Origin of the sequence: Amycolatopsis melonis, from assembly GCF_040064235.1 — a bacterium.
In the GTDB taxonomy this organism is placed as follows: domain Bacteria; phylum Actinomycetota; class Actinomycetes; order Mycobacteriales; family Pseudonocardiaceae; genus Amycolatopsis; species Amycolatopsis melonis.
On record NZ_JBDZYD010000016.1, the window covers coordinates 147,981 to 170,053 of the forward strand.

At 73.2% G+C, this 22,073-nt stretch carries 19 protein-coding genes; 11 read left to right on the forward strand and 8 right to left on the reverse strand.

The window, feature by feature from the left end; all coding sequences use genetic code 11:
* Positions 1-14 precede the first annotated feature (14 nt).
* The 6 genes from ABJI51_RS36845 to def all read left to right on the forward strand — a co-directional run bounded on the left by ABJI51_RS36845 (position 15) and on the right by def (position 9,944).
* A complete protein-coding gene (locus tag ABJI51_RS36845) occupies positions 15-1,265 on the forward strand; it encodes a four-carbon acid sugar kinase family protein (RefSeq protein WP_348955743.1) in 1,251 nt (416 codons plus the stop codon).
* Complete coding sequence (gene pdxA, locus ABJI51_RS36850) at positions 1,262-2,290, forward strand: 4-hydroxythreonine-4-phosphate dehydrogenase PdxA (protein WP_348955744.1); 1,029 nt, start codon at positions 1,262-1,264, stop codon at positions 2,288-2,290. The genes ABJI51_RS36845 and pdxA overlap by 4 nt, the downstream gene beginning before the upstream one ends.
* A complete protein-coding gene (locus ABJI51_RS36855) occupies positions 2,287-3,564 on the forward strand; it encodes an MFS transporter (protein ID WP_348955745.1) in 1,278 nt (425 codons plus the stop codon). Before pdxA ends, ABJI51_RS36855 begins: the two co-directional genes overlap by 4 nt.
* Positions 3,536-4,336, forward strand: coding sequence for a DeoR/GlpR family DNA-binding transcription regulator (locus tag ABJI51_RS36860; protein WP_348955746.1), 801 nt, complete (start codon positions 3,536-3,538; stop codon positions 4,334-4,336). The genes ABJI51_RS36855 and ABJI51_RS36860 overlap by 29 nt, the downstream gene beginning before the upstream one ends.
* Positions 4,317-8,975, forward strand: a complete 4,659-nt coding sequence (locus ABJI51_RS36865; RefSeq protein ID WP_348955747.1) for a DEAD/DEAH box helicase — start codon at positions 4,317-4,319, stop codon at positions 8,973-8,975. Before ABJI51_RS36860 ends, ABJI51_RS36865 begins: the two co-directional genes overlap by 20 nt.
* A gap of 468 nt (positions 8,976-9,443) precedes the next feature.
* Positions 9,444-9,944, forward strand: coding sequence for a peptide deformylase (gene def / locus ABJI51_RS36870; RefSeq protein ID WP_348955748.1), 501 nt, complete (start codon positions 9,444-9,446; stop codon positions 9,942-9,944).
* 6 nt (positions 9,945-9,950) lie between these two features.
* On the opposite strand, the gene ABJI51_RS36875 is transcribed toward def, so the two are convergent.
* From ABJI51_RS36875 to ABJI51_RS43630, 5 genes are read right to left on the reverse strand one after another with little or no spacing between them, the layout of a single operon-like run.
* The gene (locus ABJI51_RS36875) at positions 9,951-11,027 is read right to left on the reverse strand and encodes a GNAT family N-acetyltransferase (RefSeq protein ID WP_431605699.1); all 1,077 of its coding nucleotides are present in this window, start codon (positions 11,025-11,027) and stop codon (positions 9,951-9,953) included.
* A 56-nt stretch (positions 11,028-11,083) separates the two neighbouring features.
* Positions 11,084-11,920 carry an alpha/beta fold hydrolase gene (locus ABJI51_RS36880; RefSeq protein WP_348955749.1) on the reverse strand — a complete coding sequence of 279 codons (837 nt, stop codon included), beginning with the start codon at positions 11,918-11,920 and terminating at the stop codon, positions 11,084-11,086.
* 15 nt (positions 11,921-11,935) lie between these two features.
* Positions 11,936-12,586, reverse strand: a complete 651-nt coding sequence (locus tag ABJI51_RS36885) for a VOC family protein (protein ID WP_348955750.1) — start codon at positions 12,584-12,586, stop codon at positions 11,936-11,938.
* Positions 12,587-12,644: 58 nt separating this feature from the next.
* On the reverse strand, positions 12,645-13,412 hold the full coding sequence (locus ABJI51_RS36890; protein ID WP_348955751.1) for a maleylpyruvate isomerase family mycothiol-dependent enzyme: 768 nt from the start codon (positions 13,410-13,412) through the stop codon (positions 12,645-12,647).
* Positions 13,402-14,394: an SAV_6107 family HEPN domain-containing protein gene (locus ABJI51_RS43630; protein WP_431605700.1), complete on the reverse strand. Its 993-nt coding sequence runs from the start codon at positions 14,392-14,394 to the stop codon at positions 13,402-13,404. The genes ABJI51_RS36890 and ABJI51_RS43630 overlap by 11 nt, the downstream gene beginning before the upstream one ends.
* 214 nt (positions 14,395-14,608) lie before the next feature.
* Between ABJI51_RS43630 and ABJI51_RS36900 the strand changes: the two genes are divergently transcribed.
* Both ABJI51_RS36900 and ABJI51_RS36905 read left to right on the forward strand, forming a co-directional pair.
* Positions 14,609-15,121, forward strand: coding sequence for a YbaK/EbsC family protein (locus ABJI51_RS36900; protein ID WP_348955752.1), 513 nt, complete (start codon positions 14,609-14,611; stop codon positions 15,119-15,121).
* Positions 15,118-15,690 carry a GNAT family N-acetyltransferase gene (locus ABJI51_RS36905; RefSeq protein ID WP_348955754.1) on the forward strand — a complete coding sequence of 191 codons (573 nt, stop codon included), beginning with the start codon at positions 15,118-15,120 and terminating at the stop codon, positions 15,688-15,690. The genes ABJI51_RS36900 and ABJI51_RS36905 overlap by 4 nt, the downstream gene beginning before the upstream one ends.
* 19 nt (positions 15,691-15,709) lie before the next feature.
* On the opposite strand, the gene ABJI51_RS36910 is transcribed toward ABJI51_RS36905, so the two are convergent.
* Positions 15,710-16,585 (reverse strand): DMT family transporter, encoded by an 876-nt coding sequence (locus ABJI51_RS36910; protein WP_348955755.1) that lies wholly within the window; start codon positions 16,583-16,585, stop codon positions 15,710-15,712.
* A 213-nt stretch (positions 16,586-16,798) separates the two neighbouring features.
* Between ABJI51_RS36910 and ABJI51_RS36915 the strand changes: the two genes are divergently transcribed.
* Positions 16,799-17,467 (forward strand): M15 family metallopeptidase, encoded by a 669-nt coding sequence (locus ABJI51_RS36915; protein ID WP_348955756.1) that lies wholly within the window; start codon positions 16,799-16,801, stop codon positions 17,465-17,467.
* A gap of 61 nt (positions 17,468-17,528) precedes the next feature.
* Here the strand turns inward: ABJI51_RS36915 and ABJI51_RS36920 are convergent, their stop codons facing one another.
* Positions 17,529-19,217: a DUF885 domain-containing protein gene (locus tag ABJI51_RS36920; protein WP_348955757.1), complete on the reverse strand. Its 1,689-nt coding sequence runs from the start codon at positions 19,215-19,217 to the stop codon at positions 17,529-17,531.
* Positions 19,218-19,259: 42 nt separating this feature from the next.
* Positions 19,260-20,144, reverse strand: coding sequence for a methylenetetrahydrofolate reductase (locus ABJI51_RS36925; RefSeq protein ID WP_348955758.1), 885 nt, complete (start codon positions 20,142-20,144; stop codon positions 19,260-19,262).
* A gap of 95 nt (positions 20,145-20,239) precedes the next feature.
* Here ABJI51_RS36925 and merB point away from each other — a divergent pair, with 95 nt between their 5' ends.
* Positions 20,240-20,929 carry an organomercurial lyase gene (gene merB / locus ABJI51_RS36930; protein ID WP_348955760.1) on the forward strand — a complete coding sequence of 230 codons (690 nt, stop codon included), beginning with the start codon at positions 20,240-20,242 and terminating at the stop codon, positions 20,927-20,929.
* A 61-nt stretch (positions 20,930-20,990) separates the two neighbouring features.
* Complete coding sequence (locus tag ABJI51_RS36935) at positions 20,991-22,073, forward strand: polyprenyl synthetase family protein (RefSeq protein WP_348955761.1); 1,083 nt, start codon at positions 20,991-20,993, stop codon at positions 22,071-22,073.

Here is a 22,073-nt window from a genome sequence, read left to right on the forward strand (position 1 = left end):
CAAAGGAGCGAAGGATGCCGAAGCTGCTCGTCCTCGGGGACGACCTGACCGGCTCCAACGCGACGGGAGCGCTGTACGCCCGCTTCGGGCTGCGCGCGGTTTCCGTCAACGCACCGCTCGAACCGGACGCGCCCTGCTTCCGGCCCGGCAACGGGATCGACGCGCTGGTGGTGAACCTTGGTACCCGGCACGCCCCGCCCTCACACGCCGAGCAGGCGGTCCGGCACGCCCTCGAGCTGGCCGGGCCGGTCGAGCTCACGGTGAAACGCGTGGACACGACGTTGCGCGGCAACGTCGGCGTGGAGACCGGGGCCGTCCTCGCGGCGGCGCCGTCGGCCCGCGCCCTGGTGGTGCCCGCGTTTCCGGACGCGGGCCGGGTCACCCTCGGCGGGCTGCACCTCGTCGACGGCCTGCCGCTGGCCGAAAGCCCGGCCGCCCGCGACCCGCTCGCCCCGGTCAGGACGTCCAGGATCCGCACGCTCCTGCAGCCGGCCGGCCGGGAAGTCGCCGAGCTGCCCCTGGACGTCGTCGAGGAGGGCGTGGACGCGGTCGTGGCCGCCCTGCGCCGTCCGGCCGGGATCGTCGTCTGCGACGCCACGACCAACCGGCACCTCACCACGGTCGCCAGGGCCGCGGCCCGGCTCGCGGCTGAAGGCACGCAGTGGGTGTCGGTGGACTCCGGCCCGTTCGGCGTGCGGCTCGCCGCCGCGCTGGGCCTCGCGCCCGGCCACGGCACCGTCCCGCCGGTGCTCGCGGTGGTCGGCAGCATCACCGGGCAGACCCACGACCAGCTGCTGGAAACCGAGCTGGTGCTGGACGCGCGGTACGTCGACGTCGATCCGGACCGGCCCGATCCACCCGGTACCGCCGCGGCGGTGGGTGCGTTGCTGGAGGCCGGGCACCGCGTGGTCGGCATCCGGACCAGGGCACCCGCCCCGGGCACGCCGGTCGACCCGGGCGTCGCGGCCCGGATCCCGCCCGCCCTCGGCGAGGCGGCGCGGCTCGTGCTGGACGCGCACCGGATCGGCGGCCTCTACGCCACCGGCGGCGACATCGCCGTCGCCGTCACGAAGGCACTCGGGGCCGAAGGCTTCGAAATCGACACCGAAGTACTGCCCCTGGCGGTGGCCGGGCGGCTGTCCGGCGGCCCGTACGCCGGGCTGCCCTTCGCCACGAAGGGTGGGCTGATCGGGGGCCGCGACGCCGCGGTCGCCTGCCTGGAACACCTCAACCACGTCCTGGCCACCGGAAGGAAGAACCCTTGAGCGACCTCCCGATCCTCGCCGTCACCCTCGGCGACCCCGTGGGCATCGGCCCGGAGATCACCTTGAAGACGCTGATGGAGCCGGAAGCACTGCAGCTGGCGCGCGGGGTCGCGGTCGGCGACGCGATCGTGCTCGAACGCGTCGCCCGGCACCTGGGCCTGTCCGTGGAGATCAACCCGATCGCCACGGTCGCCGACGCACGCTTCACCAGCGGCGTGATCGACGTCCTCAACCTCGGCGTGGTCACCGAAGACCTGCCGTGGGGCGAGGTGAACGCCACCGCGGGCGCCGCGGCGGTCGGGGCGATCGAGGTCGCCACCCGGCTGGCGCTGGACGGCGAGGTGGACGCGGTCGTCACGGCGCCGATCAACAAGGAGGCCATCTGGGCGGCCGGTTCGCGCCACCTCGGGCACACCGAGATGCTCGGCGAGCTGACCGGCTCGGCCCGGTTCAACACGATGTTCTGGGTGTCCGGCCTGAAGATCTTCTTCGCCACCCGGCACTTGTCCCTGCGCGAGGCGATCGCGCGGATCACCCGCGAGAACATCGAGCACGCGATCCGCGAGGCGTACACCGCGCTGGAGGTGTTCGGCACGGAGAAACCCCGGCTGGCGGTGGCGGCGCTGAACCCGCACGGCGGCGAGGGCGGCAAGTTCGGCGACGAGGAGATCGTCGCGATCGCCCCGGCGGTGGCCGCCGCCCGGGCCGCCGGCCTCGACGTGGTCGGCCCGATCCCCGCGGATTCCGTGTTCCACCAAGGAATCCAGGGCCGGTTCGACGGCGTGCTGTCGCTGTACCACGATCAGGGGCACATCGCGGCGAAGACGTACGACTTCGACGGCACCGTCTCGGTGACGGTCGGCCTGCCGATCCTGCGCACGTCGGTCGACCACGGCACGGCGTTCGACATCGCCGGCACCGGCCGCGCGTCGCACGGCACGATGAAGGCCGCGTTCAAGGCGGCGGCGACGCTGGCGCCGTACGCGCGGAAGCTGCCCGCGATCTACCCGCCGAGCGCCCGATGATCCCCCGCAAGCGCTGGGCGTACGTCATCCCGGTCGCGGTGGTCATGTACATGCTGGCCTACCTCGACCGCACGAACGTCGCGGTGATCCTGCCCTACATCGGCGACGACTTCCCGTTGTCGGCCAGCGCGAAGGGGCTGGCGAGCGGCATCTTCTTCGTCGGCTACCTCGTGCTGCAGATCCCGGCGGCCGTGCTGGCGGCGAAGTGGAGCGCCCGCAAGACGGTGGTGCTGCTGATGATCGCCTGGGCGCTCGCGGCGGTGCTGTGCGGCCTGGTGCAGAACGAGACCCAGCTGCACCTGGCCCGGCTGCTGCTGGGCCTGTTCGAAGGCGGCGTGTGGCCCGCGGTGCTGATCCTGCTGGCGTCGTGGTTCCCGCAGGCCGAACGCGCCAGGGCGAACGCGCTGTGGATGACGTGCCTGCCGATCTCGGCGATCCTCATGTCGCCGCTGTCGGGGTTCATGCTCGACCACATGTCCTGGCGCTGGGTGTTCGTCCTGCAGGGCCTGCCGCCGCTGCTGTGGGCGGTCGTCTGGTGGTTCGCGGTGGCCGACCGGCCTGCGAAGGCCCGGTGGATCTCCCCGCACGAACGCGACTACCTCGAAACCACCTTGAAGGCCGAGGAAGACGCGAAGCCGGCGGTCGTGAAGCAGGGCTACCGGCAGGCACTGGCCAACCGCCAGGTGCTGCTGCTGGTCGGCGTCTACTTCTTCTGGATCACCGGCTTCTACGGGTTCAGCCTGTGGCTGCCGAGCGTCGTGAAGACGATGACGGGCGGCTCGGCGACGGCCGTCGGGTTCCTGTCGGCGGTGCCGTACGTGCTGGCGCTGGCCGGGATGGTCGCGTGCGCGCACTGGTCGGACCGCACCGGCAACCGGCGGCTCGCGGTCACCGTGCCGCTGCTCGTGGCGATCGCCGGCCTGCTGCTGGGCAACCTCGTGCACTGGCCGGCCGCCGTGCAGCTGGTGCTGCTCTGCGTGGTCGCGACCGGCGTCTACATGCCGTACGGGCCGTTCTGGGCGATTCCCAGCCGCATCCTCGGCCTCGAAGTGGTCGCCGTGGCGATGGGCCTGATCAACGCGCTGGGCAACCTCGGCGGATTCGCCGGGCCGTACCTGGTCGGCTGGCTCACCGACGTCACCGGCAGCGCGACCACCGGGTTCGTCGTACTGGCCGCGTTCCTCGCCGTGGCCGCCGGGCTGGCGTTCTTCGGGCTGAAACCGGCCGTCGTGGAAGACTCTGCGCATGTCCCAGCCGCGCCCAGGAACCCGTGACCGGCGCGCGATGCTGCTCGAAGCCGTCCGGCACGGCTCGGGCGGCATCGCGGAACTGGCCGAGGAGTTCGGTGTCTCGGAGTCGACGATCCGGCGTGACCTCGCCTCGCTCGCCGGCGCCGGGCACGTCGTCCGCACGTACGGCGGTGCGCTCGACACCGAACGCAGTCCCCGAGAGAAGGACCGGGAGCACGCGGCGGCCAAGGACGCCATCGCCCGGGAGGCCGCCGCGCTCGTCCAGGACGGCGAGGTGGTGCTGCTCGACGCGGGCACGACCACCGGCAGGCTCGCCCGCCACCTCGCCCATCGCGAAGGCCTGACGGTGGTGACCAACGGCGTCACCGCGATCCGCGAGCTGGCCGGCTTCCCCGGCATCGACCTGGTCGTGCTCGGCGGCCGGGTGCGGCATCCCAACGAGGCCATCCTCGGCGAGACCGTGCTGGCGCAGCTGCGCCACATCTCACCCGATCGGGTGTTCCTGGGTGCGGACGGCGTGGTGCCCGGACGAGGACTGTGCTGCCCGTCACTGGAGCAGTCCGTGGTCAAGCACGCGATGCTCCACGCGGGCGCCGAAGCGTACGTGCTGGCCGACCACTCCAAGCTGGACCAGGCCCCCTTTTCCTACTGGACGCCGCTGGACCGCGACTACCGGCTCGTCACGGACGAGCCGGAGATCGACGTCCTGTTCCCGCAGTTCGCCGGCAGCGTGATCCTGGCCGGGCCCTCCGAAATTGTCGGTGGTGCCGCGCATCATGGACGACGTGGCAGCTGACGTTCTCGACCTCTTCTCCCCCGCGACCCGGGACTGGTTCGCGGGAGCCTTCGCCGCGCCCACCGCGGCACAGGAAGGGGCCTGGCGGGCGGCGCACGCGGGCGAGCACGCCCTCGTCGTCGCCCCGACCGGGTCCGGCAAGACGCTGTCGGCGTTCCTCTGGGCGCTGGACCGGCTCTCCGTGGAACCGCCGCCGGCGGAAGCGACGAAGCGCTGCCGGGTCCTCTACGTCTCGCCGCTGAAGGCCCTCGCGGTCGACGTCCAGCGGAACCTGCGTGCCCCGCTCGCCGGCATCTCGCAGGCCACCCGGCGGCTCGGGCTCCCGGTGCCCGGGATCGAGGTCGGCATGCGCACCGGCGACACCACCGCGGCCGAGCGCCGCACGTTCGCCAGGACCCCGCCGGACGTGCTGGTGACCACGCCCGAGTCGCTGTTCCTGATCCTCACGTCGTCGGCGCGGGAGTCGCTGCGCGGCGTCGAGACCGTGATCGTCGACGAGGTGCACGCGGTCGCCGGCGGCAAGCGCGGCGCGCACCTGGCCCTCTCGCTGGAGCGGCTGGACGCGCTGCTGCCCAAGCCCGCGCAGCGCATCGGCCTGTCGGCGACGGTCCGCCCGATCGACGAGGTGAGCGCGTTCCTGGCAGGCGGCCGCCCCGTGCGGGTGGTCCAGCCGAAGCTGGCGAAGACCATCGAGGTCCGCGTCGAGGTCCCGGTGGAGGACATGGGCAACCTCGACGCACCCCGCGGCCCGGCGCCGAGCCCGCTCGACGAGCTGGAGTCGCTGGGCGAGGCGTTCCCGCCTGGAGACATCGCACCAGGCGGGCTGGGCACGCTGGAGGAGATGGCCGGCAACCCGGTGCAGCGGCCGTCGATCTGGCCTGCGGTCGAGGAGCGGGTGCTGAGCCTGATCCGCGCCCACCGCTCGACCATCGTGTTCGCCAACTCCCGACGGCTCACCGAGCGGCTCACCGCCCGGCTCAACGAGCTGGCCGCCGAGCAGACCGAACTCGCCCCGGCCGGCGCCTTCCCGGCAGAGGCCGTCGGGCAGTCCGGGGTGAGCACCGGCGCGCCCCCGGTGATCGCGCGGGCACACCACGGGTCGATGTCGCGGGAGCAGCGCACGCACGTCGAAGAGGCGCTCAAGTCGGGGCAGCTGCCGTGCGTGGTGGCGACGTCCTCGCTGGAGCTGGGCATCGACATGGGCGCGGTCGACCTGGTGGTGCAGATCGAGGCGCCGCCGACGGTGGCGTCCGGGCTGCAGCGGGTCGGCCGGGCCGGGCACCAGGTCGGCGCGGTGTCCTCGGGGGTGATGTTCCCGAAGTTCCGCGGTGACCTCGTCTCCTGCGCGGTCGTCGCGGAACGGATGGCGAGCGGCGCGATCGAAGCGGTCCGCTATCCCCGCAACCCCCTGGACGTCCTGGCCCAGCACGTCGTGGCCATGGTCGCGCTGGAGCCGTGGACGGTGCCGGACCTGGCGGCGCTCGTGCGTCGGGCGGCGCCGTTCGCCTCGCTGCCGGACGACGCGCTGCACGCAGTGCTCGACATGCTCGCGGGCCGGTACCCGAGCGAGGAGTTCGGCGAGCTGCGGGCGCGGATCACCTGGGACCGCATCAGCGGCGAGCTGCGCGGGCGGCCGGGCGCGCAACGGCTGGCGGTGACCTCGGGCGGCACGATCCCGGACCGCGGCCTGTTCACCGTCATGACCCCGGGCGGCGACGACAAGCCCGGTTCACGGGTCGGCGAGTTCGACGAAGAAATGGTGTACGAATCCCGCGTCGGCGACACCATCCTGCTCGGCACGTCGTCGTGGCGGATCACCGACATCACGCACGACCGCGTCATCGTGGTGCCCGCGCCGGGCGAACCCGCGCGGATGCCGTTCTGGAAGGGTGATGCGCCGGGGCGTCCGCTGGAACTGGGCCGGGCACTGGGGAAGTTCGTCCGCGAACTGTCCACATCGGACGAACAGAAGGCGCGCGAGCGGGCCGAGGCGGCGGGACTGGACGAACGAGCCTGCGACAACCTGCTCGCCTACCTGGCCGAGCAGAAGGCCGCCACCCGGCACGTGCCCAACGACCGGACGATCCTGCTGGAGCGCTACCGCGACGAACTGGGCGACTGGCGGATCGTCGTGCACTCGCCGTTCGGCGCGCAGGTGAACGCGCCGTGGGCACTGGCCATCGCCGCGCGGCTGCGGGAAAACCGCGGGGTGGACGCGCAGGTGGCGCACTCCGACGACGGCATCGTCCTGCGGCTGCCGGACGCGCTGGACGCCGACGGCGGCGAGGTGACCATCGGCGCGGACGACGTGCTGCTGGACCCCGAAGAGGTCGAGCAGCTGATCGTCGCGGAGGTCGGCGGCTCGGCGGTGTTCGCGGCCCGGTTCCGCGAGTGCGCGGCGCGGTCGCTCCTGCTGCCCCGCCGGGACCCGCGGCGGCGCACCCCGCTGTGGCAGCAGCGGCAACGCGCGTCACAGCTGCTCTCGGTGGCGGCGAAGTACGAGCGGTTCCCGGTCGTGCTGGAGGCGATGCGGGAGGTGCTGCAGGACGTCTACGACGTCGGCGGCCTCCGTGAGCTGATGGCCGACGTCCGGGCCCGCAAGGTCCGGCTGGTGGAGGTCGAGACGCCGGCCGCGTCGCCGTTCGCGCGCAGCCTGCTCTTCGGCTACGTCGGGATGTTCCTGTACGAGACCGACGCTCCGCTGGCCGAACGGCGGGCGGCGGCGCTGTCGCTGGATTCGGCGCTCCTGGCCGAGCTGCTCGGCACCGAGGCGATCCGCGAGCTGCTCGACCCGGAAGCCGTGCGCGAGGTGGAACGGTCGCTGCAGCGGCTGGAGCCGGACAGGCACGCGCGCTCGGCCGAGGACGCCGCCGACCTGCTGCGGTTCCTCGGCGACCTGACCGTCGAGGAGGCCGCCGACCGCGGGATCCGGCCGGAATGGCTGGCCGAGCTGGAAGCGGCCCGGCGGGCGATCCGGGTGCGGATCGGCGGCGCGGAACGGTTCATCGCGATCGAGGACGCCGGCCGGATGCGGGACGCGCTGGGGACCGCGCTGCCGGTGGGCGTGCCCGAGGCGTTCACCGAACCGGTCGCGGATCCGCTCGGTGACCTGCTGTCGCGCTACGCCCGCAGCCGCGGCCCGTTCGCCGCGGCGGACGCGGCCGCGCGGTTCGGGCTCGGCACCGCGGTCGTCACCGGCGTGCTCGACCGGATGACCGGGGAAGGCCGCCTGGTGCGGGGTGAGCTGAGTCCCGTCGGCCACCCGGAAACCCACGGCGTCGGCGTCGAATACTGCGACTCGGCGGTGCTGCGGCGGCTGCGGCGGGCGTCGCTGGCGAAGCTGCGGGCCGAGGTGGAGCCGGTCGAACCGGCGGCGCTGGGCCGGTTCCTGCCGGCCTGGCACGGGTTCGGCGGGCGCGTCCGGGCGGCCCCGACGGCGGACGACGTGCTGTCGGTGATCGAGCAGCTCGCCGGGGCGCCGTTGCCGGCGAGCGCGGTGGAGTCGCTGATCCTGCCCGGGCGGCTGCCGGGTTACTCCCCCGCGCTGCTGGACGAGCTGACGACGGCGGGCGAGGTCACGTGGGCGGGCTGCGGCGCACTGTCCGGCGGCGACGGCTGGATCGCCCTCGCCCCCGCCGACGTCGCGGACCTGCTGCTGCCGGAGGTCGTCGAGGACATCCCGGCCGGTCCGCTGCACGAGGCAATACTGTCCACTTTGGAGGGTGGCGCGCTGTTCTTCCGCCAGCTGGTGGACCGCGCGACGGTGCTGGTCGACAAGGCCCCGAACGACGCCGACGTGGTGGCGGCGTTGTGGGATCTGGTGTGGGCAGGGCTGGTCACAGGCGACACGCTGGGACCGTTGCGCGCCCAGGTGGCCGGGCACGGCGCACACAAACCCCGGCGCCAGGCACCCCGCGGCCGGTACGCACGGCTGCGGGCGGGGCGGCCCCAGATGCCGTCCCGGTCCGGGCCGCCGACGGTGGCCGGCCGCTGGGCACTGACCCCACCCCGCGAGACCGACGCGACCCGCCGCGCCCACGCCCGCACGGAGGCATTCCTGGAACGCCACGGCGTCCTGACCCGCGGCGCGCTGGACACCGAACGCATCACGGGCGGCTTTTCCGGGATCTACAAGGTGCTCCGCGGCATGGAGGACACCGGCCAGGTGATCCGCGGATACGTGGTGGAAGGGCTGGGAGCGGCCCAGTTCGCGGCCAAGGGCGCAGTCGACCGCCTCCGGGCACTGTCCGGCCCAGGCCGCCCGGCCCCGGGCGGCGCAGTGGTCCTGGCAGCGGCAGACCCGGCCCAGCCGTACGGCGCAGCCCTCCCCTGGCCGGCGGCAACGGGCGACACAAAGCACCGCCCGGCCCGCAAGGCGGGCGCACTGGCGGTCCTGGTGGACGGGGTCCCGGCCCTGTACGTCGAGCGAGGAGGAAGGTCCCTGCTGAGTTTCACGGACGACCGCAAGGCACTGTCGCAGGCAGCACAGGCATTGTCGGCAGCGGTCCGCGAGGGCTGGCTGGGCCAGCTGGCAGTCCAGCGCGCGGACGGCGAGCAGGCCCTGACCTCGGAACTGGCGGAAGTACTGCAGGAGGCCGGTTTCCGGGCAACACCCTCGGGCCTGCGCCTACGAGCCTGAGCCTCCGGACGGCGGCGAGGCTTCGTTGGGAGGGGCGCGGCTGCTGCAACGAGCGCACCCGTCGGCAAGGCGCGCCCGGCATGCCGCCCACACGCGCAGGCACCTCCCCCGCGATGCCGCTTGGCCATGCGCCCCTGCGGCCAGCCTTCGGCGTGCCCGCAGTCCAGCCACCACGCACCCGCGGCTTCGCAAAATGCCGATTCCGCGGCGACCGCCTTCCCCCGCAGTCCGGTCGCCGCACACACCCGCCGCCCCAGCGAGTGCCGGATTGCTCGGCGACCGCCTCTCCGCAGTCCGGCCACCACACACCGCCGCCGCCCCAGCAAATGCCGGTTCCTCGGCGACCACCATCCCCGCAGTCCGGCCACCGCGCTCCCCCGCGGCTTCGCGAGTGCCGGATTGCTCGGCGATCGCCTTCCCTGCTGTCCTAAGCTGCCAGTCCGACACCGCACGAAGGATGTTCTGCTCATGGCGATGCGCGAACTGCGCTATTTCGGCGATCCGATCCTCAAGTCCGTCTGCGATCCGGTCACCGTGTTCGACGAAAAACTCGAGGCACTCGTGCGGGACCTGCTCGACTCCGTCAAGCCCGCCGGGCGGGCGGGGCTTGCCGCGCCGCAGATCGGCGTGGGGTTGCGGGTCTTCAGCTATGACGTCGGTGGGCTCACCGGGTACGTCATCAACCCCGAGATCGTCGAGCTGTCCGAGGAAACGCACGAGATCGGCGAGGGCTGCCTGTCCGTGCCCGAGCTGTGGTTCCCCACCAAGCGCGCCAAGCACGCGAAGGTCCGGGGCGTCGACGTCCACAACGAGCCGATCGAGGTCGAGGGCGAAGACGTGCTGGCCCAATGCCTCCAGCACGAAACCGACCACCTCGACGGCATCCTCTACCTCGACCGGCTCACCGCCGAGCGCAAGAAGTCCGCCCTGCGCGAAGCCCGGGACAAAGACTGGTTCTGGAAGCGCTGACCCCTCTCACGCGGGCAGGAACATCCGCAGCTTCGCGCCGTCCTCGACGCCGCGTTCGGTGCGCAGGCCCGCGCGGGCCGCGGTGCGGGGCAGCACGTCGTCGCCCGGAAGGCAGTCCGCCGCCAGCTCCGTGATGCCCTGGGCCTCCGCCAGGACCGCGAGCCGCGCCAGCAGTGCCGTGCCGATGCCCTGCTGCTGCCAGTCGTCCTCCACCAGCAGCGAAATCTCCGCGCCGCCCGAGGCCGACGGGATGAGCTGGCCGAGGCCGATCACCTCGCGGCCGAAGACGGCCAGGACACTCGTGCCGCGCGGGGGCACCAGCAGCCGGTGCAGCCAGCGGCGCGGGACCGTCCGCACTCCCGTGTGGTAGCGCCGGAACAGCGTCGCCATCGAGCACCGGCGGTGCAGCTCCGACACCGCGTCGGCGTCGCCGGGGACGCCCTTGCGCAGGACGATCGCCGCGCCGTCCGGGCGGTCGAGCACCACCGGGCCCGACACGTTCCGGGCCGCCGCCGTGAGCAGCGTCACCAAGGCCCCGGCGCGGGTCAGCTCCAGCTGCACGAACGGCGCCCACTGGCGGCGCGCCACCAGTGCGCTGCCGTCACCCAGCTCGAACACCGCCCGGTGCCCGCTTTCGGTGCGCGCCGGGTTCGCCTCGGCGATCGGGACGAGCGTGACGACGTCCGCGGCCAGCACCTCCTTCAGCACTTCGGCGAGGCGGCCCGGGTCGTCGACCGCGCGACGGGCCGCGAGCAACGTCGACGACGACGGGTCGACCAGCTCGTGGACGTCGGCGTCGACGATCGCGGTGCATTCGCAGCCCTCCGCGCGGATCGCGTCGGCCAGGTGCCGTCGGGGCAGGCCTGCCGCCGGGCGCAGCACGATCTCGTCCAGCACCCCGCCGGGCACCGGCAGCACGCTCAGGCTCAGGATGTTGCACTCGAGATCGGCGAGCCGGATGGCGATGCGGGCCAGGGTGCCCGGGTGGTCGTGCATGCGGATCCGCACCCGCCACGCCGACGGCGTGACCGGCTCCTCGACGGCCGTCCGGCCCGGCTGGCGCACTGCTCTGGAGGTTTCCATGCCTCCACGGTCTCCCGCGGTTGTTGCCGGGCCAGCACGCCGGTGTTTCGCGCAGGTCAGCGTTCGACGCGGCCCGGCAACCCGGCCGAAACACGCGTCAGCCACGACCGCAGCCCGGCCGCCAGCGCGACCGGGGCGTCCAGCTGGACGAGGTGGCCTGCGCCGGGGACCGCGGTGAACGTCGCCCCGGGGATGCCCGCGGCGAGGCGTTCGCCCGTGGCCTGCGGGATCCAGGTGTCCTCGGCGCCCCACAGGACGTGCACCGGCAGATCCACCCGGCCCAGGCGCTCCTCGTTCTCGACCAGGTAGCGCTCGTCGTACGCCGCGATCTGCCGGTAGAAGGCGGGCTGGCCCTCCTCGCCCAGCCACGGCGCGGCCAGCTCGGCGAGGTCGGCCTCCCGCAGCTCACGGAAGCTCGCGTTGCCGATGTAGGCGCGGACCAGCGCCTCGTGGATGTACGGCGGCACCTGGGCGAGCACGTCGGGATGGTCCTTGACGAGCCGGAAGAACGGCGAGCCGGACGGCGGGATCGCCACGACGTCGGCCATGAACAGCGACGCGTACGGCACGCCGTGCACGAGGTGGGCGCGCAGCGACACGGCACCGCCGTAGTCGTGGGCGACGACGTGCGGCCGGTCGAGGCGCCAGTGCGCGAGCAGCGCCCGGAACGCCTCGGCCTGAACACCGAAGTCGACGGGATGCTCCGCGTCCTTCGAAGATCGGCCGTAGCCGGGCATGTCCCAGAGGTAGACGGTGAAGTCGCCGCTCAGCGCCTCGGCGAAGGGCCGCCACAGCCAGGACGACCAGGGGGTTCCGTGGCAGAACACCACCGCGGGCCCGGATCCGGCGCGCTCCCAGGCGATCCGGCGGCCTTGCCAGTCGAAGGTCTCCATGATCTTCAAGCTAGGTCAGCGCGGGGGCAGCACGCAGAACTCGTTACCCTCCGGATCCACCAGCTCACCCCAGGACGACGCCGGGTCCGCGGCGACACCGAGGTACACGCGGTTCCTGTGCCGCTTGACGTCGTCGTTGCGGAGGAATTCCAGCCACGGCCCGCGGCCCGACGGAGCGCGCAGGCCCACCAGGACGTCGCCGTCCCGCGCCCGGACCGGCCAGCCGGTGACCGACGCCCAGAAGGCCGCCAGGCTTTCGGGATCGTGGGCATCGACCAGGATCGCGGCCACCGCACCCGTGTCCGAATAACGCGCACGGGGTTCGAGCACGCAGAATTCGTTGCCTTCCGGGTCCGCCAGCACGACCCAGGGCACGGCGCCCTGCCCGAGGTCGACCCGGCGGCCGCCCAGCTCCAGGGCGCGCGCCACCAGCTCGGCTTGGTGCGCGGGGGTCGTGCTCGCCAGGTCCAGGTGGATCCGGTTCTTCACCTCCTTCGGTTCGGCGACCGGGACGAACAGCAGGTCCAGGTCCCCGATGTCGGTTCCGGGCACGCGCGCGCCGGGCGCCGCTACGGCGACGCGCCGGCCGAGCAGCGCGGCCCAGAAGTCTGCCAGGACTTCCGGCCGCGCCGCACCGATCACCAGGTTCACCAGGCGGGTGCTCATGCGCTGCAGGCTAACCGCCACCCCCGACAGTTCCGGTTCGGCTTCCCCACCGGCCGGATCATCGGGTCGCGAGCCGCAGCAGCGCCCAGAGCTGGGCCGCCTGGTCGTGCACGCCGCGCACGGTCACCGAGGTCAGAGACGCCCGGCCCCAGAGCCACAGGTAGATCCGCGCGGGTTCCGCCGTGACGACGTCGTCGGCGTTTTCGGCCTCCTCGGCCGAACAGCGCCACGCTTCCGTGGTTTCGGGACCGGCCCGCGCGATCCAGCTGTGCGCGCCGGCCCGCACGCCGACCGAGCCCGCCTTCGTGCCGGTCAGGCCGAGCATCGGCAGCTTCTGGCCGAACCACAGGGTCAGCGCCTCGTCGATGCCGTCGACCGCGAGGTCTTCGGCGATCTCGCGGGTGTCCGCGCCCGCCGCCTGCTCGACGTCGACGCGGTGGACGAGCGTCTCGTGCAGCATCCGCCGCCGCCAGAAGCCGTAGGTCGGATCGGCCGGCCACCAGGTGTCGGCGTGCTCATCGGGGTCGTGCGCGGCGAGTTCGTCGAGCAGCTCGGCCAGGCCGGTCTCCAGGAACTCCTGCAGGCTCTGGCCCGGTTGCGGCTCGCGTGGCCAGTCTTCGGGGTTCCGGCCCTCCGCCAGCCGGCGGCGGACCACCCGGTAGAGGCTCCCGACGTGCCGGGCGACCTCGCCGAGCGACCAGCCAGGACAGGCGGGCACGGGTGCTTCGGCCGGGCCGGCGTGCACTGCTTCGGCGAGCACCCGGCCTTCGATGCCCAGTGCCGTGAGCAGCCGCCCCTGGTCGACCGGGCCGTGCTCACGCGACATGGGCTTCCCCGGTGATCGGGAGCCCGTGCACGAGACGGCGGACGAGCTCGAGGAACGAGGTGGCGGTCCGCACCAGTTCGGCAGCGGACTCGGCGGTGACCTTCCCGGTGATCCCGGCCTGCGCGGCGGCGCGCGTGGCGGAGTTGCTCGCGAAGAAGGCAGACCACTCCCGCAGCTCGGGGGCGACGGAGTCGAGCAGCACCCAGGTGCTGGCGGGCCGGGCCCGCCCCCGGTGCGGACGCCCCCGCGCCGCGAGCACGGCGGCGGCACCCCGCAGCGAGGCAAGGTAGGCGCCGATGAACCGTTCGGCGGGAGCGGTTTCCCGCTCGGCTTCGGCAAGGCCGCGACGAGCCTGGGCGAGAAGACCGGCGGCCGCGGGTGGCGCCGGTGGACGCAGGGGCATGGGGAGCTGGGGATCCGCCGCGGGTGGAGGTGAGAGCGGCATGGGGAGGTGGTGCTCGCCGGAGGTGGAGGTGGACGGCCGGGGTGGTACGGGCAGCTCGGCCCCGCCGGAACCGGCCCCGGCCGCGCGCACCGGAGCGGACAGCGGCATGGGCTGGTGCGACTCACGGGAATCGCTCGCGGCCGCGGACAGCGGCATGGGCTGGTGCGGCTCACCGGAACCGCCCTCGGCCGCAGGCACCGGCATGGGCAACTGCAGCTCACCCGAATCCGCCACCGGCACCCCCGGCTCACCACCGCGTGCAGCAGGGACGAACGGCGCCAAAGGCAGCTCAGGCTGTCCCGTCTCCTCCCCCGGCAGGTTGATCGGCAGCTCAGGCTGTTCGAACACCGGAGCCGATGGGCGCAGGGAGATCGGCAGCTCGGGCTGCGCCGCATCCGCCGCTGGGCGGGGACGGGGCTCGGACGGCGGTGTCAGGCACTGCCGGGTCCTCCCGCGGGCCGGGGTGGTCTGCGGGCGCAGCGACATGGGCAGCTGGGGCTGCCCGGACTCCGTGGGGGACACGACCTTGACGGACATGACGACCCTCCTCCTGCGCGGGGTGAGCCCGATCCGGTACCCGGCGCCGAGACGCTTCCCCCGCCCCGGAGCCGGGCACCTGACCGGTGCGCGCTCACCAGATGTCGAACGTCTGTTCGAACAATTTCCAGAGTAACCCCCGACCCGGCGTCCGCTCAACCCCGGGGGCCGAATCCCGCGGGACACCAGGTCGGCGACGTGATCTCATAGGTTCATGAGTTCGCTGGACCACCCCGCCGTCGCCAAGGTGGCGGCCGCGCTGGCCGAAGCCGGGCAGCACGCCGCCGCCGAGGGCATCCGCGTCCTGCCCGCCGAGGTGCGGACCGCCGCGCAGGCGGCCGAAGCGCTCGGCGTGCCGGTCGGGGCCATCGCCAACAGCCTCATCTTCCGCCTGGGGTCCGACAAAAAAGCGCTCCTCGCGCTGACCTCCGGCGCCCACCGGGCCGATCCGGCCGTCCTCGCCCGGCTGGCCGGTGCCGAAATCGGCAAGGCCGACGCCGATTTCGTGCGGGCCTGCACCGGGCAGGCCATCGGCGGCGTCGCCCCGGTCGGGCACCCCGCGCCGCTGCCCACGCTGGTCGACACCGCGCTGCGTGCCCACGACGTCGTGTGGGCCGCCGCCGGGCACCCGAAGACCGTGTTCCCCACCACCTTCGCCGACCTCGTCGCGTTGACCGGGGGCACCGCGGGCGCGCTCGGCGCCACGGAGGAAGATGGACAGCCGTGACCGCGATGCCCGCCGGCTGCTCCCGCTACGTCCAGCTCACCGCGGACGAGTTCCGCGCCCGCCTGCCCGAAGCGCTCGACATCTACGTCCGGGCGATGCGGTACCCCGCGGGCACCGCCGAGCAGCGCGCGCCGATGTGGCTGACCCACGCCCTGCGTGAAGGCTGGCGCTGCATGGCCGCCCTCGACGCCGACGACGTCCTGCTCGGCGTCGCGTACGGCTACCGCGGCCGGGCCGGGCAGTGGTGGCACGAGCAGGTGCGGCACGGCCTGAGCCGCCGGGCCGGGACCGCCGAGGCCGACCGCTGGCTGTCGGACTACTTCGAGCTGACCGAGATCCACGTCCGGCCGGAGAACCAGGGCCACCAGATCGGCGAGGACCTGCTGCGCGGGCTGCTCGACGGCGTGCCGAGCGCGAACGTGCTGCTCTCCACGCCGGAGGGCACCAGCCGGGCGTGGAAGCTCTACCGGCGCACCGGCTTCGTCGACGTCCTGCGTGACTACCACTTCGCCGGTGACCCGCGGCCGTTCGCGATCCTCGGGCGGGCGCTGCCCCTCGACCCGCGCTGAGCCGAGGGGCAGCGCCGCGTCACCGCGGTTCGGGCCGCCAGTAGCCGACCGCCAGCGCCGCGACCAGCACGGCGGCGCCGCACCACGCTGTGACGCCCAGCCGTTCCCCGAACAGGACCGCGGCCAGGACCGCCGCCGTCAGCGGTTCGAGGACCGCCGACAGCGCGCCGAGCACCGGGTGGGCGTCCGCCAGGCCGCGCAGGTACGCGGCGTAGGCGAGCGCGGTCGGGACCGCGCCGAGGTAGCAGGCCACCGCGAGGACGTCGGCGTGCAGCGGCAGGGCCATGCCGAACCAGCCCGCGACCGGCGACAGCAGCAGGCCGCCGGTCAGGCAGCCGAACGCCGTCGTGGACAGCGGTTCCAGGCCTTCGACCGGCTTCGCGGTGACCAGGGTCAGCACCGCGAACCCGGCCGCCGCGAGCAGGGCACAGGCGAGGCCGCCGAAGAGGTGGGCCGGCTCGTCCGGTGACCAGCGGAGCAGCACCAGCCCGGCGACGGTGCCGAGCATCGAGACGAGCGTCCAGGGCTGCGGTTTCCGCACGGACGCGAGGGTGACCATGACGGGCGCGGCGCCGATCGTGGTCATGGTCGCGACGCTCACCGAGCTGAGCGCGACGGCGGCGAAGTAGCTCGCCTGGAAGAGGGCGAACAGGCCGCCGACGACGAAGACGCGCTTCGCCGCTTCGGGCGTGCGCGGGAGGGCGCCGCCTTTCAGCAGGACGAAGAGGGTCGCGACGCCGCCGCCGACGAGCAGCCGGTACGCGGCGACGGCGAGCGGATGGAGGCCGGCGAGGTCACCGAGCAGCGACCCGGCAAGACCACCGGTGCCCCACAGGACACCGGCAAGAACCAGCGCGGCCGACGAACGGGCGCGCGTGGGCAGGACGAGAGACATCGGAAGAACGCTCCTGCGTCGAAGGAATCGGAGTTCGACGACGCGGGGCGGTGCGCAAGCCAAAGCGGCCGCGGGCCTGGTCGGCCACGCGGCGAGGGACCACCCCGCTCAGGCGCGGGGCGGTGGGGTGACGAAGAGAATCCGGCGCACGGGAGCAAGCTAGCCGATCAGGGTGCCGGGGCGCGACGGGATTTCCGGTGCCATGCTCGCGGGATGAGCGAGATCGTCCTGATGGCAGATCCACGGGTGTCGGCCGTTCCCGTCCGCGAGTGCGGCGAACCGCTGATCGACATCCGGACCGGCGGCAGGCTCCTGGTGGACTCACGGAAGCAGAAGGACTCGGACGCTTTCCACTACCTGCGGGCGGGAGTGCTGGAGCGGCTTCTCGAGGCACAGGACCGGCTTCCCGGCGGGCTGCGGTTCCTGGTGGTCGAGGGCTATCGCCCTCCTGAGCTGCAACGCCGTTATTTCGACGACTACGCGGCGAAACTGCGCGCCGGGCAGCCGGAATGGTCCGGCGAGCAGATCCGCTCGGCGGCGAGCCGCTTCGTGTCGCCCCCGGAAATCGCGCCGCACAGCGCGGGCGCGGCGGTGGATCTGACGCTCGCCGACGCGGACGGCCGTGAGCTGGAACTGGGAACACCCATGAACGCCACTCCCGAGGACAGCGGCGGAGCTTGTTACACCGACGCCGCCGGGATCGGCGAGCAAGCGCGCACCCATCGGCGGATCCTGGGGCAGGCACTGAAGACCGCGGGTTTCGTGAACTACCCGACGGAGTGGTGGCACTGGTCCTTCGGGGACCGCTACTGGGCACTGACCACCGGAGCCGGCAGTGCCCGCTACGGGACGCGTTCGCTCGACGCTGGGACCCACGCGTGAGGAAAGGGTCTTTCCTTGCGTCTGACGCGAGGAAAGACCCTTTCACTGCACCGGATGCACCTCAGTCCAGGTGGGCCAGCTGCTCCCGCAGGGTGTCGAGCCCCATGCCGCCCATCTTCAAGGCCTCCGTGTGGAACCTCTTGATGTCGAACGATCCCGCCGCCCGTGCCTGGGCCTCCGCGCGTGCCGTCAGCCAGAGGCGCTCGCCGATCTTGTACGCCGGGGCCTGGCCTGGCCAGCCCAGGTAGCGGTCGATCTCGTCGCGGATGTGGGCCTGGTCGGTGATCGTGCGGGTCAGCATGAACTCCAGGCCCAGGTCGGGCGTCCAGCGCTCACCCTCGTGGAAGCCCGTTCCGGCGGGGATCGGCAGTTCCAGGTGCATGCCCAGGTCCACCACCACGCGGGCCGCGCGGAACAGCTGCTCCGAGAGCATCCCCAGCAGGTCGCCGTCGTCGGAGAGGTAGCCCAGTTCCTCCATCAGGCGCTCCGCGTATAGCGCCCAGCCCTCCGCGTGGCCCGAGGTGAACGCCAGGAGGCGCTGGTACTTGTTCAGCCCCGCCGACTGGTCGACCGCCGTCGCGATCTGGAGGTGGTGGCCCGGGGCTCCCTCGTGGTACACCGTGCTCGTTTCGCGCCAGGTGATGAACTCCTCGCGGCCCGCGGGCAGGGACCACCACATGCGCCCGGGACGGCTGAAGTCCTCGCTCGGGCCCGTGTAGTACGCGCCGACGCCGCCGCCCGGCGGGGCGATCCGGCACTCCAGGGCCATCACGCGGTCGGAGATGTCGAAGTGCTTGCCGCGCAACGACTCCAGTGCGCCGTCGGACAGGCGCTGCATCCACGCCTCGAACTCCGCGCGGCCGCGGATGCGGTACCGCGGGTCGGCGTCGAGCACCGCCGCCGCCTCGGCCGGGGTCGCGCCCGCCTTGATCCGGTTGGCGACCGCGCGCATCTCCGCCTCGATCCGGGCGAACTCCGCCCAGCCCCACTCGTACGCCTCGCGCAGGTCCAGCGCCGCGCCGACGAAGTAGCGGGACCACAGTCGGTAGGCGTCCTCGCCGACCGCGTCCTTGACCGGGGCCTTCGGGGCCAGCTCGGCGCGCAGGAACCCGGCGAACTCCGCGAACGCCTCGTCCGCGGCCCGCGCGCGGTGCGCGAGGTCCGCCTTCAGCGCGTCACTCTGCCCGGACGCGCCGCCGACCAGCTCGGTGAAGTAGCCCTTCTCCTCCTTCAGACCGGCCCACGTCTCGCACTGCTCCGCGACCTTCGCGACCTGACGCAGCGCCGAGACACGTCCCGCGTCGGCCGCCGTCAGCAGGCCGCTGCGGAGGCCCGCGAGTGCGCGGGGGACCTCGCCGATCCGGGCGGCGACGACCGACCAGTCCTGCTCGGACTCCAGCGGCATCAGGTCGAACACCATTCGCAGCTCCTGCACCGGGCTGGAGATGGTGTTGAGGCTCGCCACGTCGAGGCCGGCCTCGTGGATCTCCAGCTCCAGGCCGACACGCTCGGTGAACACGGCCTTGGCCAGCCGTTCCGCGGCGTCGCGCGGCTCGGCGGCGGAGACGGCGGCGTGCGCACGCGCGGCCAGGCCGGCGCGCTCCGCGTAGCCGTCCGCCGAGTAGTCGGTCAGCCGGTGGTCGTGCCCGGCGATGCCGCCGGCGGTCGCCGCGACCGGGTCCGCGGCCGCGTAGTCGTCGACGTAGCGGTCACAGATTTCGTGCACGCCTTCGGAAGCAGAAGAAGCCATGGGCCGCACCGTACCGGTCCACAGGTACCCAGTGGTACGGACTTAGGCACGAGCCGGGACTAGTCCGAGCCGGGCAATCACCTCGCGCGTGGCCTTCGAGCGGTTGAACGTGTAGAAGTGCAGGTTCGGCACGCCCTCGGCGATCAGCCGCTCGCACAGCTCGGTGATCACGTCGATGCCCGCCGCGCGGAACGCCTTGGGGTCGCCGGCCAGCGGTTCGAGCCGGTCCAGGAGCTTGCGCGGGGCCGGCGCGCCCGACAGCTTGATCGTCGTCTGCAGGGTCCGCGGCGTGGTCAGCGGCATGACGCCGGGCAGGACCGGGACGTCGCAGCCGGTCGCGGCCACCCGGTCGCGCAGCCGCAGGAAGTCCTCGGCGTCGTGGAACAGCTGGGCGATCGCGAAGTCCGCGCCCGCGCGCAGCTTGCGGACCAGGTACTTCGTGTCGGTCTCCAGGTCGGGTGAGCGCGGGTGGCCGTAGGTGTAGGCCGACACGCCGACGCAGAAGTCGCCCAGCGAGCGCACCAGCTGCACCAGCTCTTCGGCGTAGGTCAGGCCTTCCGGGTGCGGGATCCACTCGCCGTAGACGTCGCCCGGCGGGTCGCCGCGCAGGGCGAGGATGTTGCGGACGCCGACCGAGGCGTACCAGCCGATCACGTTGCGCAGCTCGGCGACGGAGTGGTTGACCGCGGTCAGGTGCGCCATCGGCACCAGCGTCGTCTCGGTCGCGACGCGGGCGATGCTGCGGATCGTGCCGTCGCGGCTGGAGCCGCCCGCACCGTAGGTGATCGACATGTAGGCCGGGTCGTACGGCTCGAGTTCCCGGATCGCCTTCCACAGGACGGCCTCGTCCGCCGTGTCCCGGGGTGGGAAGAACTCGATGGAGAACTTCGGCCCGTCTCCTCGCAACCGCTCGATCACCGACGTCATATCCGCATGTTAAGGGCCAGTGCCCGGCATGCGGGAGCCCCCGTCCGCGTCCCGAGACAGTCATTCGAGTCACCTTCGAGGACTAAACTGCGGTGATGCGGGCCGACGACGCGAGCTGGGACGAGGACGTGCGCCTCGCGGTCTACCGCGCCTTCGCCCGCCACGGCCGCGCTCCGACCGCGCCGGAGCTGGCCGACGCCGCGGGCGGGTCGCTGGCCGTCGCGAAGCAGGCCCTGCACCGCCTCGCCGGCGCCCACCACCTCGTGCTCGACGAGTGCGAGCACGTCGTCCTGGCCCATCCGTTCGCCGCGCGGTCGTTCGGCTTCTCCGTGATGGGCGCGCACACGCTGTGGTGGGGCGGCTGCGCGTGGGACTCGTTCGCCATCCCGCACCTGGTCGACGCCGAGCCGGAGGTGCTCGTCGCGACGCGCTGTCCCGGCTGCGGGCAGCCGCACGCGCTGGTGGTGAACCGCACAGTGCCGCCCGAGGGCGTCCAGGTCGCGCACTTCCTGGTGCCCGCGGCGCGGATGTGGGACGACGTGCTGCACACGTGCGCGAACCAGCGCCTCTTCTGCTGTGAGTCCTGTGTGGACGCCTGGCTGGCGGAAACCGGGCACGCCAAGGGATCGGTGCTGGACCTGGTCACGCTCTGGCGGCTCGCGCGCGGCTGGTACGCGGGCAGGCTGGAGCGCGGGTACGCCCGGCGCGAGCCGGACGACGCGGTCGCGTACTTCGCCGAGGCGGGCCTGACGGGCCCGTTCTGGGCTCCCGCGCCGGCAGTCTGATTCGCCACATCCGGGGTGCCCCGGCCGACCGCCCGCGCGCGGGTTCGGCGAGGATGGCCTCATGTACGCCGACGCCGAGCTGCCCGCCCACGTCGAGCGCGCGCTGGCCGGGTTCCTCGACCGGGCGAGCGCGGCGATCCTGGACACCGAGCCGACCGTGGCCGCGGGGATCGACGCGCTGCGCGGGTTCGTGCTGAACGGCGGCAAGCGGCTGCGCCCGACGTTCGCCTGGTGGGGCTGGCGCGGCGCGGGCGGCGACCCGGCGGGCCCGGACGCCGAGGGCGTGCTGCAGGCGGTCGCCAGCCTGGAGCTGATCCAGGCGTGCGCGCTGATCCACGACGACCTGATCGACTCCTCCGATTCCCGCCGCGGCTTCCCGACCGTGCACATCGCGGGCGCGAAGCTGCACGCCGACCAGGGCTGGCTCGGCTCGCCCTCGACGTTCGGCCTGGCCACCGCGGTCCTCGTCGGCGACCTGGCGCTGGCCTGGGCCGACGACATGTTCGCCGAGGCGCCGCTGCCCGCCGGGACGCTCGCCGCGGCCCGCCCGGCCTGGCGCGCGATGCGCACCGAGGTGCTCGCCGGGCAGTACCTCGACGTCCGCACGCAGGCCACCGGCGACGCCTCGGTCGAGGCCGCGCTGAAGATCGACAAGCTCAAGACCGCCGCCTACACCGTGCAGCGGCCGCTGCACCTGGGCGCCGCGCTGGCCGGGGCCTCGCCCGAGCTGATCGCCACGCTGCTGGAGTTCGGCGGCGAGGTCGGCGTCGCGTTCCAGCTGCGGGACGACCTGCTGGGCGTGTTCGGCGACCCGTCGGTCACCGGCAAGCCCGCGGGCGACGACCTGCGCGAGGGCAAGCGGACCCTGCTCGTGGCGCTCGGCCTGCAGCTGGCCGCCGAGAAGGGCGAGCAGGCCGCGGCCACCGTGATCGCGGACGCGATCGGTGACGCGGACCTGTCCGACGAGGGCGTGGAGACCGTCCGGATGGCGCTGCAGCAGGTCGGCGCGGTCGACGCGGTCGAGCGGCGGATCGACGAGCTGACCACCGCGGCGCTGGCCACGCTGGAGCGCGCGCACCTGGCCGAGCCCGCGCCCGCGGCGCTGACCGGGCTGGTCGCCAAGGCCACCCAGCGGACGTACTGA